The organism is Pseudomonas jinjuensis (genome assembly GCF_900103845.1).
GTDB lineage: Bacteria > Pseudomonadota > Gammaproteobacteria > Pseudomonadales > Pseudomonadaceae > Pseudomonas > Pseudomonas jinjuensis.
Genome location: NZ_FNIJ01000007.1, coordinates 77369 through 93809 on the forward strand (window position 1 = coordinate 77369; position 16441 = coordinate 93809).

Genomic DNA, 16441 nt, shown 5'->3' on the forward strand with positions numbered 1-16441 from the left:
TTGCCGCCATGTCCCGTCCCCCACGCCAAGACCAGCGCCGCGCCGCGGCCCGCCCCGTGCCACGCCGCGTAGCCAAGGCGCCGCCGGTGCAGGCGCGGCTGATCCTGCTGAACAAGCCGTTCGACGTGCTGACCCAGTTCAACGACAGCGAGGGCCGGGCGACGCTCAAGGACTATGTGCCGATCCCCGGCGTCTATCCGGCCGGGCGCCTCGACCGCGACAGCGAGGGCCTGCTGCTGCTGACCAACGACGGCCGCCTGCAGGCGCGCATTGCCGACCCGAAGCACAAGCTGGCGAAGACCTACTGGGTGCAGGTGGAAGGGGAGCCGGACGAGGAACAGCTGCAGCGCCTGCGCGACGGCGTGCAGCTCAACGACGGCCCGACCCTGCCGGCCGAGGCGCGGCGGATCGACGAGCCGCAGCTGTGGGAGCGGGTGCCGCCGGTGCGTTTCCGCAAGTCGGTGCCGACCTCATGGCTGGAACTGGTGATCCGCGAAGGGCGCAACCGCCAGGTGCGGCGCATGACCGCGGCGGTCGGCCTGCCGACCCTGCGCCTGGTGCGGGTGCGCATCGGACCGTGGAGCCTGGAGGGGTTGCAGCCGGGGGAATGGCGGGAAGTCGATCCCGCCGGTTGAGGTCATTGCCGGCGGAAACAGAACCTGTAGAAAGGCGGTGCGGGTGCAACCCGCCACATCGAAGCGGGATCAGAACCCGCCTTCGATCCCCGCGACCACGAAGGACTTGATGACGAAGCCGAGCACACCCAGGCCGAGGGCGAAGAACAGCACCATGGTGCCCATGCGGCCGGCCTTGGATTTCTTCGCCAGGTCCCAGACGATGAAGGCCATGAACAGGACCAGGGCGCTGACCAGCCCGTACATCATCAGGTCTTCGAAACTCGAATTCATTGCTACTCCTGCCCGGCAGGGCGTAATCACGACCTAGGCTCGCCGGGCTCTCCGGCGGGCACGACAAAGCCGCGCATTATACGCCTCCTGTCCTGCAGTTGAACAAATGTCGATCAGCTGCGCAGGTGTTCCAGCGGCAGCTCGGTACTCGCCATCACCTGCCGCAGCACGAAGCTGGAGCGCACGCTGGTCACGCCCTCGATGCGCGTCAGGGTGCCGAGGAGGAACTGCTGGTAGTGCTCCATGTCCGGCACTATCACCTTCAGCTGGTAGTCGGCGTCCATCCCGGTGACCAGGCTGCACTCCAGCACTTCCGGGCACTTGCCGACGGTTTCCTGGAAGTGCTCGAAGCGCTCCGGGGTGTGGCGGTCCATGCCGACCAGGACGAAGGCGGTCAGGCTCAGGCCGAGCTTCTTGCTGTCGAGCAGGGCGACCTGGCGGACGATGTAGCCGTCGTCTTCCAGCTGCTTGACCCGCCGCGAGCAGGGCGAGGGCGAGAGGCCGATGCGTTCGGCCAGCTCCTGGTTGGAAATGCGCGCGTCGCGCTGCAATTCGGCGAGGATTCGCAGGTCGTAGCGGTCCAGCTTGTTCATGAAGCCCCCTTTGTATATATCAGATTGCTGTTGTTCTTCTGTTTTGGGTGAATTATTGCGGAGTGACTATATTATTGAGCAATCTTAGCAATCCTTTGCCGGTTCGTCTGCCGTACTATTTCTTCCAGATTCACGGCCCGGACATCGCGTCCAGCACGATCCGCCCAATCAGGCGCATCGTGGCCGCCGACCCCACAGGGTCGAGCCGGCCCCCGGGCTACGCACCGCCCAGAAGGTGGAGCGAGGTGAGCCGGCGCCAACAGCGACGAGCCAGGACGAGTTTCCCGAAGGGAGGTCAATGACCTCCCTTTTTTCTTGCCTGCGAGATTGATGGGTATCGCTGCGCTCAACCCATCCTACGGGCTCGCCTGCGAATCTGTGGGGGCCGGGAGTGAGTAGGATGGGTTGAGCATCGCGATACCCATCGCCCCGGCAGGCAAGCGGTGTCAACTGGAGATACTCTTTCTTCATCACAGTCAGCAGGTGCCCGGCAGGCCGGGGGTGAGGAAACCATGAAATCGAGCGTCTGGCGCATCGCCGGGGCGGGCCTGTTCACATTGCTCGTGGCGCCGGCCTTCGCCGCCGATGAGGGTACGGATTCCGGGCCTCCGGTGGGCCAGTGGCTGCAGCGTTCCAGCGGCTACTACGCCAGCCCGCACGGCGGCGTGGGCCAGTGGCTGGACCAGTATTCCTACCCGGTCTATCCCGCCTTTCCCGACAGCCAGCGGCTGAACCCGGACCGCCGGATCGGCCAGTGGCTGGACACCATGTCCTACCCCGGCCCGCCGCAGGACCAGCCGCAGGCGCTGGGGCCGGGGCAGTTGCCGGGAACGCCGATCTACGTCGGCGCGCAGTGGGTGCTCGGCACCACCGCGCCGCTGCCGAAGGATGCCTATGGCGACGTGGTCGGCATGCCGCCCGGTCCGCCGCCGCCCAGGCCGCCGGGCGCGGACAAGGCGGGGCGCGGCAACTGGGGGCCGCATCCGCCGGACTGGCGTCCGGGACGGATGGTGGACCGGGTGCCGGACGGCAACAGCGAGGTGTCCTGGCAGGGGCGCCGCTTCTACTTCAAGGATGGCTACTGGTACCGCCCGATGGGCGCGCGCTACATGCTGATCGTGCCGCCTTACGGGGTGAGCATTCCGTACATGCCGAGCTATGCGCAGCAGCTCTGGGTCGGCGCCGTGCCGTACTTCTTCGCCGCCGGCAACTACTACGTCTGGCAGGCGGAGACGCAGACCTACCAGTCGGTCGCGCCGCCGCAGAGCGAAGAGTCCAGCCTGGCGTCGAACAGCTACGACGTGGTCGCCTCCCCGGAAAGTGGCCAGCCGCCGGAACAGCAGGATCGCGATCGCTACGAGTGCCACCGCTGGGCGGTAGGGGAGAGCCAGTTCGACCCGGCGGCCGCCACCAACGCGCCGCCGCCGGAAGTCGCCGAGCAGTACCGCAACGCCATCGGCGCCTGCCTGGCCGGGCGCGGCTACAGCATCAACTGATGGTTTCCTTGCCCACCACTTCCTGCGGGTCGGCGTGCACCAGCACCTCGGCCCGCGGGAACTCCCGGTGGATCGCCAGCACCGCCTCGTCGCACAGGGTGTGGGCGCGCGACAGGGTCAGCTCGCCGGGCAGTTCCAGATGCAGCTGGACGAACCAGTGGGTGCCGGAAATCCGCGTGCGCAGGTCATGCGCGCCGAGCACGCCGGGGACGCTGCAGACCAGCTGGTGCATGCGCTCGCTGACCTCCTGCGGCAGTTCCTCGTCCATCAGCACCGCCACCGACTCGCGGGCGATGTGCAGCGAGCTCCACAGGATGTACAGCGCGATGCCCAGCCCGAACACCGCATCCAGGCGCTGCCAGCCGTAGCCGGCGAGGATCAGCGCGACCAGGATGCTGCTGTTGAGCAGCAGGTCCGAGCGGTAGTGCAGCGAATCGGCGCGGATGGCGGTGGAGCCGGTGAGCTTCACCACGTGGCGCTGGAACGCCAGCAGGCCGGCGGTCAGCGCCAGCGACAGGATCATCACGGCGATGCCCCAGCCGGTGGCCTCTAGCGGTTGCGGATGCAGCAGGCGGTCACCCGCCTGGGCGCCGACCAGCAGCGCGCTGACCGCGATGAACAGCGCCTGCGCCAGGCCGGACAGGGACTCCGCCTTGCCGTGGCCGTAGCGGTGGTCGTCGTCCGCCGGGCGGATCGCGTAGTGCACCGCCAGCAGGTTGAGGAAGGAGGCGGCGCCGTCCAGCAGCGAGTCGGTGAGGCCGGCGAGCAGGCTGACCGAGCCGCTCAGCCACCAGGCGATCGCCTTGGCGACGATCAGGGTGAACGCCACGCCCAGCGAGGCGAGCGTCGCCAGCCGCATGAGACGACGGGCTGGCAGGGCGCTTGAGATCATTGGGTGTCCTGGCGTTCGGGCAGGAAATAGATGTAGTCGAGCATCGGGGCGGGCTGGCCGAGGGCGGTCAGCGCCGCGCTCATCTGGCCGCGGTGATGGGTGCCGTGGTTGACCAGGTGCTGGATGACGTCCAGCAGCGACTGGCGGAGGTCCTGGCCGGCCATGTTGCGGTAGTCCAGTGGCAGGCGCAGGGACGTGTCGTCCTGTTTCGCCAGCCAGTCCTTCCACTCCGCCATGCCTTCGGCGAGGTAGGCGGCGAGTTCGTCGCGCTCGTGGGCGACCTCGCTGTCCAGCCGCTCGAACTGCCAGGGCTGGCCGGTCACGCGGCCGAGCCAGATGCGGTCGACCATCGCCAGGTGGTTGAGGGTGCCGTGCAGGCTGCCGAAGAACAGCCCGCGCTCGGCGCGGTAGTCCGCATCGTCCACCGGTGCCAGGGCGCCGAGGATGCGTTCGTAGGCCCACTGGTGGTAGGCGAGCAGTTTTTCCACGTGTGCGACGAGCGGACCTTTCATTTTCAGGCTCCTCTGTGGAGGCCAAGACTTGCCAGTTGCTGGAGGTCACCGTTGCGCTGGAGCAGACGCGGGTCGTCGAGCGGCAGGCTGCGGCCGGTCTCGCGCTGGATGATCGCCTTGAGCTTGGCTCGGTCGATGCTGCCGTCGGGGCCGACGGCGTCCTTGAGTTTTTCCGGGGCCACCGAAACCTTGTCGTCGGGCAGGTAGATGGCGCCGGTGGCGAAGTCTACGCCGAAGGCGATCAGGCCCGGGATGACATAGAACAGCAGTCCGATGGCATCGAACACGGCGATGGCCGGGTCGATGCGGCCGTCGATCTGGCCACGGCGGTCGGGATAGAAGATGGTCCCGCAGGCGCTCAGCTGGGCGAGCAGGGCGGCACTGAGAACCGCGCAGGAAACACGGGTGGCAAGACGCATGGATGACCTCCGGAACGATGGTTCGAACAACTATATCAACGCCGTATGTCGGCCTCTATCGGGCTGGCGGGAAATACCTGCCCTCGCTTTCCTTGACCGCCGGCGGTTGCGTCCGGTTCGGCGTTTATAATCGCCGGTTTGCATTCGCCATTGCGCAGTTCTCCAGGAGCCGGCATGAATTCCCTTCCCATCGACAGCGTGCTTCCCGCCCTGCGCGAGGCCCTGACCGAGCGCCACGAGGTGGTGCTGGAAGCGCCGCCCGGCGCCGGCAAGACCACCCGCGTGCCGCTGGCGCTGCTCGACGAACCCTGGCTGGCCGGGCAGGGCATCCTCATGCTCGAACCGCGCCGGCTGGCCGCGCGGGCGGCGGCCGAGCGGCTGGCGAGCGAACTGGGGGAGAAGATCGGCGAAACCGTCGGCTACCGCATCCGCCTGGAGAGCAAGGTCGGGCCGAGGACGCGCATCGAGGTGGTCACCGAAGGCATCCTCGCCCGCCGCCTGCAGGACGATCCGGCGCTGGAAGGCGTCGGCCTGGTGATCTTCGACGAGTTCCACGAACGCAGTCTCGACGCGGACCTCGCGCTGGCGCTGACCCTCAACGGCCGCGCCCTGCTGCGCGACGAGCCACCGCTGAAGGTGCTGGTGATGTCCGCCACCCTGGAGGGCGAACGGCTGTCCGCGCTGCTCGACGCTGCGCCGGTGGTGCGCAGCGAGGGGCGCATGTTCCCGGTGGATATCCGCTGGGGCCGGCCGTTCCAGCCCGGCGAATTCATCGAGCCGCGGGTGGTGCAGACGGTGCTGCAGGCGCTGGCCGACGAGCCGGGCAGCCTGCTGGTGTTCCTCCCCGGGCAGGCCGAGATCCGTCGCGTCGCCGAACAACTGGGCGAGGCGCTGGCCGGGCGCGACGAGGTGCTGCTCTGCCCGCTGCATGGCGAACTGGAGCTGTCCGCCCAGCGCGCCGCCATCGAGCCGGCGCCGGCCGGAAAGCGCAAGGTGGTGCTGGCGACCAACATCGCCGAGACCAGCCTGACCATCGACGGCGTGCGCGTGGTGGTGGATGCCGGCCTGGCGCGGGTGCCGCGCTTCGATCCGGGCAGCGGCATGACCCGCCTGGACACCCAGCGCATCTCCCGCGCCTCCGCCACCCAGCGCGCCGGTCGTGCCGGGCGACTGGAGCCCGGCGCCTGCTACCGGCTGTGGTCGGAAACCCAGCACGACCAGCTGGCGGCCCATGGCACGGCGGAAATCCTCCAGGCCGACCTCGCCGGCCTGGCCCTGCAACTGGTGCGCTGGGGCGTGGCGCCGGGCGAACTGGCCTGGCTGGATGCGCCGCCGTCCGCCGCCTACGCCCAGGCGCTGGACCTGCTGGAACGCCTCGGCGCGCTGGCCTCCCGTTCCGGCGGCGGCAGCCTGACCGCCCACGGCCAGGCCATGGCCGAGCTGCCGGCGCACCCGCGCATCGCCCATCTGCTGCTGCGTGGGCATGCCCTCGGCCTGGGGCAGATGGCCTGCGATCTCGCCGCGCTGCTCGGCGAGCGCGACATCCTGCGTGGCGGCGACGCCGACCTGCACCAGCGCCTGGCCCTGCTCGCCGGCGAAGCGGGCGCGCCGCGCGGCAACCGTGGCGCGGTACAACGGGTGCGGCAGCTGTCGCGGCAGTTCCGCGGCTACCTGCGCGGCCAGCCGGCCGAGCCGGTGGCCGACCCGGATCATCCGCGCTGGCTCGGCGGCCTGCTGGCCTTCGCCTATCCCGACCGCATCGCCCAGCAGCGCCGCGCCGGCGGCGGCGAATACCGCCTGGCCAACGGCCGCGCCGCGCTGTTCGCCGAGCCGGACGCGCTGATGAAGGAAGCCTGGCTGGTTGTCGCCGACCTCGGCAGCCGCCAGGGCCAGCGCGAGGAGCGCATCTACCTGGCGGCGGCGCTCGATCCGGCGCTGTTCGAATCGATCCTCGCCGAGCAGGTGACGGTGCGCGACGAACTGGACTGGGACGAACGCGAAAACGTGCTGCGCGCCGAACGCCAGCGCCGCGTCGGCGAACTGGTGCTGAGCCGCGAGGCGCTGCCCGGACTGGACGCGGAAGCGCGCGGCCGCGCCCTGCTCGGGCTGGTCCGGCGCAAGGGCCTGGAGCTGCTGCCGTGGACTCCGGAATTGCGCCAGTGGCAGGCGCGGATCGGCCTTTTGCGGCGTCTCGATCTGGACGGCAAGGGCGAGAGCGAGTGGCCGGACGTCAGCGATGCTGCGCTGCTCGATTCGCTGGAAGACTGGCTGCTGCCGTACCTCGGCAAGGTCTCGCGGCTGGCGCACTTCGCCAACCTGGAGCTGCCCGGCATCCTCCACGGCCTGCTGCCCTGGCCGCTGCCGCAGCGCCTCGACGAACAGGCGCCGCGCACCCTGCAGGTGCCCTCGGGCTCGAACATCCGCCTGGACTACAGCGAGTTCCCGCCGGTGCTGGCGGTGCGCCTGCAGGAACTCTTCGGCCTCGCCGACACCCCGCGCATCGCCGGCGGCCGGCTGGCGGTGAAGCTGCACCTGCTGTCCCCGGCGCAGCGCCCGGTGCAGGTGACCCAGGACCTGGCGAACTTCTGGCGCAGTACCTATGCCGAGGTGAAGAAGGACCTGAAGGGGCGGTATCCGAAGCATTACTGGCCGGATGATCCGTTGATCGCCGAACCGACGGCGCGGGCCAAGCCGCGCAAGTAGGGCACAGAACCTGTAGGAGCCAGCTTGCTGGCGATCATTGATGTTTCGCCGGATACCTGGTTGCCAGTTGAAGCCTCGGATCGCCAGCAAGCTGGCTCCTACATGTCCGGGGCTCAATGCGGCAACAGGAACCGCCCACTCAACGGCAGGTGATTGGAAATCCGCAGCGTGTCCTCGCTGCGCACCGCCGCATCGAGGCGGCTGAGCGACGGGCTGTGGAACAGGTAGTCCAGCGTGCGGTCCGGTCCCTTCACCCGCGGGTCGTTGGGGAAGTAGGTGTACCAGCGCTGCTGGTCGGTGCCGCTGGCTTCCGGCAGGGAGGGGACCATCGGGTAGCGCGCGGTCAAAAGGTTCAGCTCGCTGTTGGCGCGGTACGGCCGGCGCAGCACGTCCGGCAGGTAGGGATACTGCCCCAGCGGCAGCAGGCCGAAGTCGCCGCCGAGCAGCCAGGGCGCGCCGGACGCCTGCAGGCGCGCCAGGTGGTCTTCCAGCACGCCGATCTGTTGCGCCGGATGGTCGCCGGCCTTGCTCCGCGGCCGCTGCAGGCGGGTGTTGAGCAGCGTGAGCGGCTTGCCGTCGCGAATCGGCAGTTCGCTGAGCAGCAGCGCCGGCTGGCGGGCGAACAGGCGGGCCAGCGGGATGCCTTCGTGGTGCAGCAGGGACAGGCGTTCCGCGCGGGCGATCTGGAAGCGGCTGAAGGTGACCAGCTTGCGCCCCACGCTGCCGAACACGTGCGGGTTGGGGTTGAAGCGCGACTTCCAGTCGAAGGTCTGGGCGCTGCACGGGTAGAGATCGGCCAGGCGCTCGGCGAGCAGCGCCTGCTGGTCCTGATGGCCGGTGGCGGCGGCGCCGGCGTCGACATCCTGCAGCAGCAGCACGTCCGGCGCTTCCTCGCGGACCACCCGCACTACTTCGTCGAGGGTGTAGGCGATGTCCTCGGCGGTCGGCTTCTCGTCCGGGCCGACGGCGTCCGGCAGGTCGTCCCAGAACACGTAGCGCTTGCCGGCCAGGTACTGCACGTTCCAGGTCATCACCTTCAGCGCCTGGCCGGGCTGCAGTTGTGGCGCCGGGGTGCGGCATACCGGCGTCAGCGTTTCCCGCGCGGCGGGATGCCAGGCGAGCAGGTAGGCGAGGGCGGCGAGGCTGGCGATGAGCAGGAGCAGGGCTGACAGGGCGATGCGCAGGGTTCGGGACAAGCTCATGGGTTCCCAGGGCTATGCTTGGATGGACGAGAGCATAGTGGCTGCGACCGCGCATTTCACCCGCTGTTCCGCGCGGCCCCTTCGAGGAAACCGGCAATGCGGCGCAAGGTCTTCTCCAGCAGGGTCTACCAGCACAAGGTGGCGCTGGTCACCGGCGGCTGCTCGGGAATCGGCCGGGCGCTGGTGCTGCGCTTCGCCCAGGCCGGGGCGAAGCTGGTGATCCTCGACCTCGACCAGGCCGCGCTGGACAGTCTCACCCAGCACCTGCGGCAACACCTCAACGCCGAGGCCCTCGGCCTGCGCTGCGACATCACCGACGCCGAGGCGGTGCGCAGCGCGGTGGCGCTGGCCATCGAGCGCTTCGGCGGCATCGACGTGCTGGTGAACAACGCCGGCATCACCCACCGCAGCCTGTTCGCCGACACCGACCTCGCGGTGTTCCAGCGGGTGATGGCGGTGAACTTCCATGGCGCCGTGCACTGCACCCAGGCGGCGCTGCCCAGCCTGCTGGCGCGGCGCGGGCAGATCATTGTGCTCAGTTCGCTGACCGGCTTCGCCCCGCTGCTCTACCGCAGCGCCTACAACGCCAGCAAGCACGCCCTGCACGGCCTGTTCGACACTCTGCGCATGGAACTCGACGGCAGCGGCGTGGCGGTGACGCTGGTCTGCCCGGGCTTCACCGCCACCGACCTGCGCAAGAACGCCCTGCTCGGCGATGGTTCGGTGATCCGCCAGCCGGCGGCGGTGCTGGGCAGCGAAGTGGCCTCGCCGCACGACGTCGCCGAGGCGATCATCCAGGGCGCGATGCGCCGCAAGCGGCTGCTGATCCTGTCCAACGTCAACTGGCGCGCGCGCATCCTGGCGCGTTTCTTCCCGCGCCTGTTCGAGAAGCTGCTGGTGCCCAGGATGTCCGGGCTGAAGCCGGGGAAACCCTGATCTCGACGCCGGGCACGGTTTTCGTAGGGCGCATGACGCGCCAGCGTCATCCGCCAGAAACCAACGGCGCATGAAGCGCCTCGCTCAGGCGGTCGGGGTCTGCTGCTCGTCAGGGCAGAGGATGAAGATGCGGTAGGCCGCCACCGTCAGCAGCAGCTGGAAGAAACTGCTGATCGAGTTCAGCACGATGCCGAGCAGCGGCGAGCCCTCGGTGGCCTGGAGAATCCAGCCGTTGGCCAGCCACACCGGCGCGAGGATCGCCATGGCGGTGAGCAGCAGCAGGAAGAAGTGCCCGGTGGTCAGCCGGTAGCTCTCGCGCATCGCGTCTATCGGCCGCAGCCCGCGGGTGATCAGGAGGAATTCGGCGAATGCCAGCTTGATCATGATGTAGATGCCGGGCAGGAACATCAGCGACAGGCCGATCACGATCAGCAGCGAGGTCAGCGCCGAGAGCAGCGCGAAGGCCGGCCACAGGCGCAGCGCCGCGTTCCAGATTTCGCCGATGCCGCGCTCCCGCCCTTCGCCGCGGTCGACCAGGAAGAGGATCAGGCTGGCGGTGTACAGCGGGTAGAACACCAGCCCGGCGGCCAGCCCCCAGGGGCCGAACTGCGGCGAGCCGGAGGCCTGCTCGATCTGCTGCTGGACCAGGGTTTCCAGGACGATCCATGGCAGGCACAGCGGCAGCAGCGTGCCGATGTGGCGGCTGAAGAAATACCAGGCGTCGCGCAGGATGGAAATGGGATTCATCGGGGCTGCAACAAGACAGAGCGGGCCTTGGACTCTAACCGATGCGCCCAGCGCCAGGCCAGCATGGCACGGTGGAGTCCCTTCACTGGCCAGGAACTCGTTTTCCGGGCCATCGATCCAAATCTAGGTGCAAATCCGCATTCGTACCCGAGGCCACGGCAAATGAAATCCGGGGCGACGACGGCGGCTTCGTCCAGTCGCACTGGCGGAATGCCGGCGGGCTGCGATAATGCCGGCCCGCCGTCATTCCGGAGCCGCCCTTGAAGACCATCGCCCTGTTCGCCGACGTGCAGAACCTCTACTACACCGTGCGTCAGGCCTATGGCTGCCATTTCAACTATGCGGCGCTGTGGAAGGACGTCAGCCGCGAGGGGCAGATCGTCGAGGCCTATGCCTACGCCATCGACCGCGGCGATGCGAAACAGCAGCAGTTCCAGCAGATCCTGCGCAACCTCGGCTTCACCGTGAAGCTGAAGCCCTACATCCAGCGCAGCGACGGTTCGGCCAAGGGCGACTGGGACGTCGGCATCACCATCGATGTGCTCGACGCCGCCGCGCGGGTCGACGAGGTGGTGCTGGCTTCCGGCGACGGCGACTTCGACCTGCTGCTGGAACGGGTGCGTGCCGGCGGGCGCGAGGCCGTCGCCTACGGCGTGCCGGGGCTGACCGCCCACGCGCTGATCCGCGCCGCGACGCGCTACGTGCCGATCGAGGGTGGGTTGTTGCTGCGGAACTGACCTCCAGTATTCCTTCACTCACTCTCACGTCGAGCCTGGCGGCGGATGACGCTGGCGCGTCATGCGCCCTACACGACGGCGATGCCCGCAACTCCGGACCGTCTGTAGGAGCGGGCCATGCCCGCGATCTCCAGGCCAGCGCTGAAGTCTCCCCCCAGCGCGTCGGTTACAATTCCCTCATTACTTCCGTTTCTCTGCGAGCCCTCCATGACCTTCGCCTCCCTCGGCCTGATCGAACCCCTGCTGCGCGCCCTCGAAGGGCTCGACTACAAGACGCCGACGCCGGTGCAGGCCAGGGCCATTCCCGCCGTGCTCAAGGGCCGCGACCTGCTCGCCGCGGCGCAGACCGGCACCGGCAAGACCGCCGGTTTCGCCCTGCCGCTGTTGCAGCGTCTGCTCCAGGAAGGTCCGCAGGTGGCGGCCAATTCGGCGCGGGCGCTGGTGCTGGTGCCGACCCGCGAGCTGGCCGAGCAGGTCCACGCCAGCTTCCGCGCCTACGGCCAGCACGTGCCGCTGCGCACCGCCGTGGCCTACGGCGGGGTGAGCATCAACCCGCAGATGCTGAAGCTGCGCAAGGGCGTCGACGTGCTGGTGGCGACGCCGGGGCGGCTGCTCGACCTGTACCGGCAGAACGCGGTGAAGTTCGCCCAGCTGCAGACCCTGGTGCTCGACGAGGCCGACCGCATGCTCGACCTCGGCTTCGCCCGCGAGCTGGACGAGCTTTTCGCCGCGCTGCCCGCGCGCCGGCAGACCCTGCTGTTCTCCGCGACCTTCTCCGACGCCATCCGCCAGATGGCCGCCGGACTGCTGAGCGATCCGCTGACCATCGAGGTCACCCCGCGCAACACCGCGGCGAAGACGGTGAAGCAATGGCTGGTGCCGGTGGACAAGAAGCGCAAGGCCGAGCTGTTCCTGCACCTGCAGCAGGCCAACCGCTGGCGCCAGGCGCTGGTCTTCGCCAAGACCCGCAAGGGCGTCGAGGAACTGGTCGGGCTGCTGCAGCAGGCGGGCCTGGCCGCCGACTCGATCCACGGCGACAAGCCGCAGCCGGCGCGTCTGCGCGCATTGCAGCGATTCAAGGCCGGCGAGGTGGACTTCCTCGTCGCCACCGACGTCGCCGCCCGCGGCCTGGATATCGAGGAAATGCCGCTGGTGGTCAACTTCGATCTGCCCATCGTCGCCGAGGACTACGTGCACCGCATCGGCCGCACCGGCCGCGCCGGGGCGACGGGGCAGGCGCTGTCGCTGGTCTGCGCCGACGAGGTGCAGCTGCTGGCGGCCATCGAGACGCTGATCGGCCAGACCCTGCAGCGCCGCGAGGAAGAGGGCTTCGAGCCGGAGCACCGGGTACCGCAGACTACCGCGGGCGGCCAGGTGCTGAAGAAGCCGAAGAAGCCCAAGCAGCCGAAGGTGCCGGACGCCGGCAAGGCGGGGCGCATCCACCTCGGCGGCCTGCTCGACGACAAGCCGCAGGTGAAGGCCGTGCGCAAGGCGCCGGGGTTCGCCAGGGCGGTGCCGGGGAAGGCGAAGAAGCCGAGGTAGGGGCCTTTCGTTGTCGCGGGGATGACTACGCGCGATGAACCTGTAGGAGCCAGCTTGCTGGCGATCAGCCGGCCCCTCCGTCGCTGCCGGTAAGTCCAGTCGCCAGCAAGCTGGCTCCCTACAAGGTTCGAGCGAGAGCTAGATATTCTGCGCAACCCTCCACAACACCCCGCTCGGGTCATGCAGGGTGAAGTCGCGCATCTTCCACGGCTGGTCCAGCAGTTCGCTGCAACGCACACCGTAGCGCCCGGCGAGGTCGGCATCGCGGACCCTGCGCCACCAGCCATCCACGTCCTCCACCAGCAGATGCATCATCAGGTTCTCGGCGAACTCCCGGACGTAGAAGTTCTGCAGCAGGAAGGCGCAGTGGTCGCCGTGGTGGAAATAGGTCAGCTCGTCCGAGACCCAGCCGGTGGAAAAGCCCAGGTCGCGGTAGAAGTCCTGCGACAGGGCGTAGTCGCGGGCGGGGAGGAAGACTTTCAGTTCGACGCTGCCGAGCGTGCTCATGGGCGGGTTTCCTGCTGGAGAGGTGACGGGCAGTCTAGCCCGCCGCGGAGCCCCATGATGCAAGGATCGTGCGCCAATGCTGGCACCCCGCCGCTTCTTGACTATCTTTAGAGGTTACGAGGCGGCCGGCAATGTTCCGGCGCCCGTTGCCTGATCAGGAGACGCACGATGGATATGAACCGTCGGCAATTCTTCAAGGTCTGCGCCCTAGGCCTTGGAGGATCGAGCCTGGCGGCTCTGGGGGTAGCGCCCCCGGCAGCCTTCGCCGACCAGGTCCGCCATTTCAAGCTCGCGCGTACCGTCGAGACGCGCAATACCTGCCCCTACTGCTCCGTTGGCTGCGGCCTGCTGATGTACAGCCAGGGCGACGCAGCGAAGAACGTCGCGCAGAACATCATCCACATCGAGGGTGACCCCGATCACCCGGTCAACCGCGGCACGCTCTGCCCGAAAGGCGCCGGCCTGCTGGACTTCGTCCACAGCCCGAACCGCCTGAAGTACCCGGAAGTGCGCGAACCCGGTTCCAGCGAGTGGAAGCGCATCAGCTGGGACGAGGCGCTGGACAGCATCGCCAGGCTGGTGAAAGAGGACCGCGACGCCAACTTCATCGAGAAGAACGACAAGGGCCAGACGGTGAACCGCTGGCTGAGCACCGGCTTCCTCGCCGCCTCGGCGTCGTCCAACGAGGCCGGCTACATCACCCACAAGGTGGTTCGTTCCCTCGGCATCCTCGGTTTCGACAACCAGGCGCGTGTCTGACACGGCCCGACGGTAGCAAGTCTTGCTCCGACGTTTGGCCGCGGCGCCATGACCAACCACTGGTCCGACATCAAGAATGCGGACCTGGTACTCATCATGGGCGGCAACGCCGCCGAAGCGCACCCGTGCGGATTCAAGTGGGTGACCGAAGCCAAGGCGCACAACAACGCGCGGCTGGTGGTGGTCGACCCGCGCTTCACCCGTTCCGCCTCGGTGGCCGACCTCTACGCGCCGATCCGTGCCGGTACCGACATCGCGTTCCTCGGCGGGTTGATCAGCTACCTGATCCAGAACGACAAGATCCAGCACGAGTACGTGAAGAACTACACCGACGCCAGCTTCATCGTGAAGGAAGGCTTCGGCTTCCAGGACGGCCTGTTCAACGGCTACGACGCCGAGAAGCGCGCGTACCCGGACAAGTCCGCCTGGAGCTACGAGCTGGGCGAGGACGGCTTCGCCAGGGTCGACCCGACGCTGCAGCATCCGCGCTGCGTGTTCAACCTGATGAAGGAGCACTACAGCCGCTACACGCCGGACGTGGTCAGCAACATCTGCGGCACGCCGAAGGAACGGATGCTGAAGGTCTGGGAGACCATCGCCGAGACCTCGGTGCCGAACAAGACCATGACCATCATGTACGCCCTCGGCTGGACCCAGCACTCGGTGGGCTCGCAGATGATCCGCACCGGCGCCATGGTGCAGTTGCTGCTGGGCAACATCGGCATGCCGGGCGGCGGGATGAACGCCCTGCGCGGTCACTCCAACATCCAGGGGCTGACCGACCTCGGCCTGCTCTCCAACCTGCTGCCGGGCTACCTGACCCTGGCGGGCGACGCCGAGCAGGACTACGCCGCCTACATCGCCAAGCGCACCACCAAGCCGCTGCGTCCGGGGCAGCTGTCGTACTGGCAGAACTACGAGAAGTTCCACGTCAGCCTGATGAAGTCCTGGTACGGCAAGAACGCCACGGCGGGCAACAACTGGGGTTACGAATGGCTGCCGAAGCTGGACATCCCCGGCTACGACGTGCTCAAGGTCTTCGACATGATGTACCAGGGCCAGGTCAACGGTTACTTCTGCCAGGGCTTCAACCCGATCGCCTCGTTCCCCAACAAGGCCAAGGTCGGCGCCGCGCTGGCCAAGCTGAAGTACCTGGTGATCATGGACCCGCTGGCCACCGAGACCTCGGAGTTCTGGCGCAACGCCGGCGAGTACAACGACGTCGACACGGCCAGCATCAAGACCACCGTGTACCGCCTGCCGACCACCTGCTTCGCCGAGGAGAACGGCTCGCTGATCAACAGCGGGCGCTGGCTGCAGTGGCACTGGAAGGGCGCCGAGCCGCCCGGCCAGGCGCGCACCGACATCTCCATCATGGCCGGCCTGTTCATGCGCCTGCGCGAGATGTACAGCAAGGATGGCGGCGCCTATCCCGCGCCGATCCTCAACATCGACTGGCCGTACCTGCAGCCGGACGAGCCGTCGGCCGAGGAACTGGCCCGCGAGTTCAACGGCAAGGCCCTCGCCGACATCACCGACCCGGCGACCGGCGCGGTGCTGGTCAAGGCCGGCGAGCAGGTCCCGGGCTTCGCCGTGCTGCGGGCGGACGGTTCGACCGCCAGCGGCTGCTGGATCTTCGCCGGCTGCTGGACGCAGCAGGGCAACCAGATGGCCCGGCGCGACAACGCCGACCCCTATGGCATGGGCCAGACCCTCAACTGGGCCTGGTCGTGGCCGGCCAACCGGCGGATTCTCTACAACCGCGCCTCGGCCGACCCCAGCGGCAAGCCGTGGGACCCGGTGAAGAAACGCCTGGTGTGGTGGAACGGCACGTCCTGGGCCGGTACCGACACGCCGGACTTCAAGCTCGACTCGCCGCCGGAGGCAGGGATGACGCCGTTCATCATGAACCCGGAAGGCGTGGCGCGTTTCTTCGCCGTCGACAAGATGACCGAAGGGCCGTTCCCCGAGCACTACGAGCCGTTCGAGACGCCGATCGGGCGCAACCCGTTGCACCCGGACAACCCGAAGGCCACCAGCAACCCGGCGGCGCGGGTGTTCAAGGGCGACATGGAAGTGTTCGGCAAGGCGGATGAATTCCCCTATGTCGCCACTACCTATCGCCTGACCGAGCACTTCCACTTCTGGACCAAGCACTGCCGGCTGAACGCGATCACCCAGCCCGAGCAGTTCGTCGAGATCGGCGAGGCGTTGGCCAACGAGCGGGGGATCAAGGCCGGCGACCGGGTGCAGGTTTCCTCCAACCGCGGCCACATCAAGGCCGTGGCGGTGGTGACCAAGCGCCTGATGCCGCTGCAGGTGGACGGCAAGACCATCCACCAGGTCGGCATCCCGCTGCACTGGGGCTTCTCCGGCGTGGCGCGCAACGGCTACCTGACCAACACCCTGACTCCCTTCGTCGGCGACGGCAATACGCAGACGCCGGAGTTCAAGGCGTTCCTGGTCAACGTGGAAAAGGCATGAGGAG

General features: G+C 68.1%; 15 protein-coding genes. 7 read left to right on the forward strand and 8 right to left on the reverse strand.

Annotated features, from left to right (window positions below):
- The first annotated feature begins 8 nt into the window (after nt 1-8).
- Complete coding sequence (locus tag BLR75_RS11585) at nt 9-635, forward strand: pseudouridine synthase (RefSeq protein ID WP_084314194.1); 627 nt, start codon at nt 9-11, stop codon at nt 633-635.
- 69 nt (nt 636-704) lie between these two features.
- On the opposite strand, the gene BLR75_RS11590 is transcribed toward BLR75_RS11585, so the two are convergent.
- Nucleotides 705-908: a DUF2788 domain-containing protein gene (locus BLR75_RS11590; RefSeq protein ID WP_084314193.1), complete on the reverse strand. Its 204-nt coding sequence runs from the start codon at nt 906-908 to the stop codon at nt 705-707.
- Nucleotides 909-1021: 113 nt separating this feature from the next.
- Nucleotides 1022-1501 carry an Lrp/AsnC family transcriptional regulator gene (locus tag BLR75_RS11595; RefSeq protein WP_084314192.1) on the reverse strand — a complete coding sequence of 160 codons (480 nt, stop codon included), beginning with the start codon at nt 1499-1501 and terminating at the stop codon, nt 1022-1024.
- Between the two features lie 512 nt (nt 1502-2013).
- Between BLR75_RS11595 and BLR75_RS11600 the strand changes: the two genes are divergently transcribed.
- Nucleotides 2014-2997: a DUF6515 family protein gene (locus tag BLR75_RS11600; RefSeq protein WP_090416057.1), complete on the forward strand. Its 984-nt coding sequence runs from the start codon at nt 2014-2016 to the stop codon at nt 2995-2997.
- Here the strand turns inward: BLR75_RS11600 and BLR75_RS11605 are convergent.
- From BLR75_RS11605 to BLR75_RS11615, 3 genes are read right to left on the reverse strand one after another with little or no spacing between them, the layout of a single operon-like run.
- Nucleotides 2990-3889, reverse strand: coding sequence for a cation diffusion facilitator family transporter (locus tag BLR75_RS11605; protein ID WP_084314191.1), 900 nt, complete (start codon nt 3887-3889; stop codon nt 2990-2992). The two genes, BLR75_RS11600 and BLR75_RS11605, sit on opposite strands and share 8 nt — an antisense overlap.
- Nucleotides 3886-4401 carry a DinB family protein gene (locus BLR75_RS11610; RefSeq protein WP_084314190.1) on the reverse strand — a complete coding sequence of 172 codons (516 nt, stop codon included), beginning with the start codon at nt 4399-4401 and terminating at the stop codon, nt 3886-3888. Before BLR75_RS11610 ends, BLR75_RS11605 begins: the two co-directional genes overlap by 4 nt.
- Before the next feature lie 2 nt (nt 4402-4403).
- Nucleotides 4404-4820: a polyribonucleotide nucleotidyltransferase gene (locus BLR75_RS11615; RefSeq protein WP_084314189.1), complete on the reverse strand. Its 417-nt coding sequence runs from the start codon at nt 4818-4820 to the stop codon at nt 4404-4406.
- A 174-nt stretch (nt 4821-4994) separates the two neighbouring features.
- On the opposite strand from BLR75_RS11615, the gene hrpB reads away from it, so the two are divergent.
- Nucleotides 4995-7523: an ATP-dependent helicase HrpB gene (hrpB, locus tag BLR75_RS11620; RefSeq protein WP_084314188.1), complete on the forward strand. Its 2529-nt coding sequence runs from the start codon at nt 4995-4997 to the stop codon at nt 7521-7523.
- A gap of 113 nt (nt 7524-7636) precedes the next feature.
- On the opposite strand, the gene BLR75_RS11625 is transcribed toward hrpB, so the two are convergent.
- Nucleotides 7637-8725 carry an endonuclease/exonuclease/phosphatase family protein gene (locus BLR75_RS11625; RefSeq protein WP_084314187.1) on the reverse strand — a complete coding sequence of 363 codons (1089 nt, stop codon included), beginning with the start codon at nt 8723-8725 and terminating at the stop codon, nt 7637-7639.
- A gap of 96 nt (nt 8726-8821) precedes the next feature.
- On the opposite strand from BLR75_RS11625, the gene BLR75_RS11630 reads away from it, so the two are divergent.
- Nucleotides 8822-9661, forward strand: a complete 840-nt coding sequence (locus BLR75_RS11630; protein WP_084314186.1) for an SDR family oxidoreductase — start codon at nt 8822-8824, stop codon at nt 9659-9661.
- Between the two features lie 84 nt (nt 9662-9745).
- Here BLR75_RS11630 and BLR75_RS11635 read toward each other — a convergent pair whose 3' ends face one another.
- The gene (locus tag BLR75_RS11635) at nt 9746-10408 is read right to left on the reverse strand and encodes a YciC family protein (RefSeq protein WP_084314185.1); all 663 of its coding nucleotides are present in this window, start codon (nt 10406-10408) and stop codon (nt 9746-9748) included.
- 260 nt (nt 10409-10668) lie between these two features.
- Here BLR75_RS11635 and BLR75_RS11640 point away from each other — a divergent pair, with 260 nt between their 5' ends.
- Both BLR75_RS11640 and rhlE1 read left to right on the forward strand, forming a co-directional pair.
- Nucleotides 10669-11145: a LabA-like NYN domain-containing protein gene (locus BLR75_RS11640; protein ID WP_084314184.1), complete on the forward strand. Its 477-nt coding sequence runs from the start codon at nt 10669-10671 to the stop codon at nt 11143-11145.
- A gap of 207 nt (nt 11146-11352) precedes the next feature.
- On the forward strand, nt 11353-12687 hold the full coding sequence (rhlE1, locus tag BLR75_RS11645; protein ID WP_084314183.1) for an RNA helicase RhlE1: 1335 nt from the start codon (nt 11353-11355) through the stop codon (nt 12685-12687).
- A 138-nt stretch (nt 12688-12825) separates the two neighbouring features.
- On the opposite strand, the gene BLR75_RS11650 is transcribed toward rhlE1, so the two are convergent.
- Complete coding sequence (locus tag BLR75_RS11650; protein WP_084314182.1) at nt 12826-13194, reverse strand: VOC family protein; 369 nt, start codon at nt 13192-13194, stop codon at nt 12826-12828.
- Nucleotides 13195-13362: 168 nt separating this feature from the next.
- Between BLR75_RS11650 and fdnG the strand changes: the two genes are divergently transcribed.
- Complete coding sequence (gene fdnG, locus BLR75_RS11660; protein WP_139207018.1) at nt 13363-16437, forward strand: formate dehydrogenase-N subunit alpha; 3075 nt, start codon at nt 13363-13365, stop codon at nt 16435-16437.
- Nucleotides 16438-16441 lie beyond the last annotated feature (4 nt).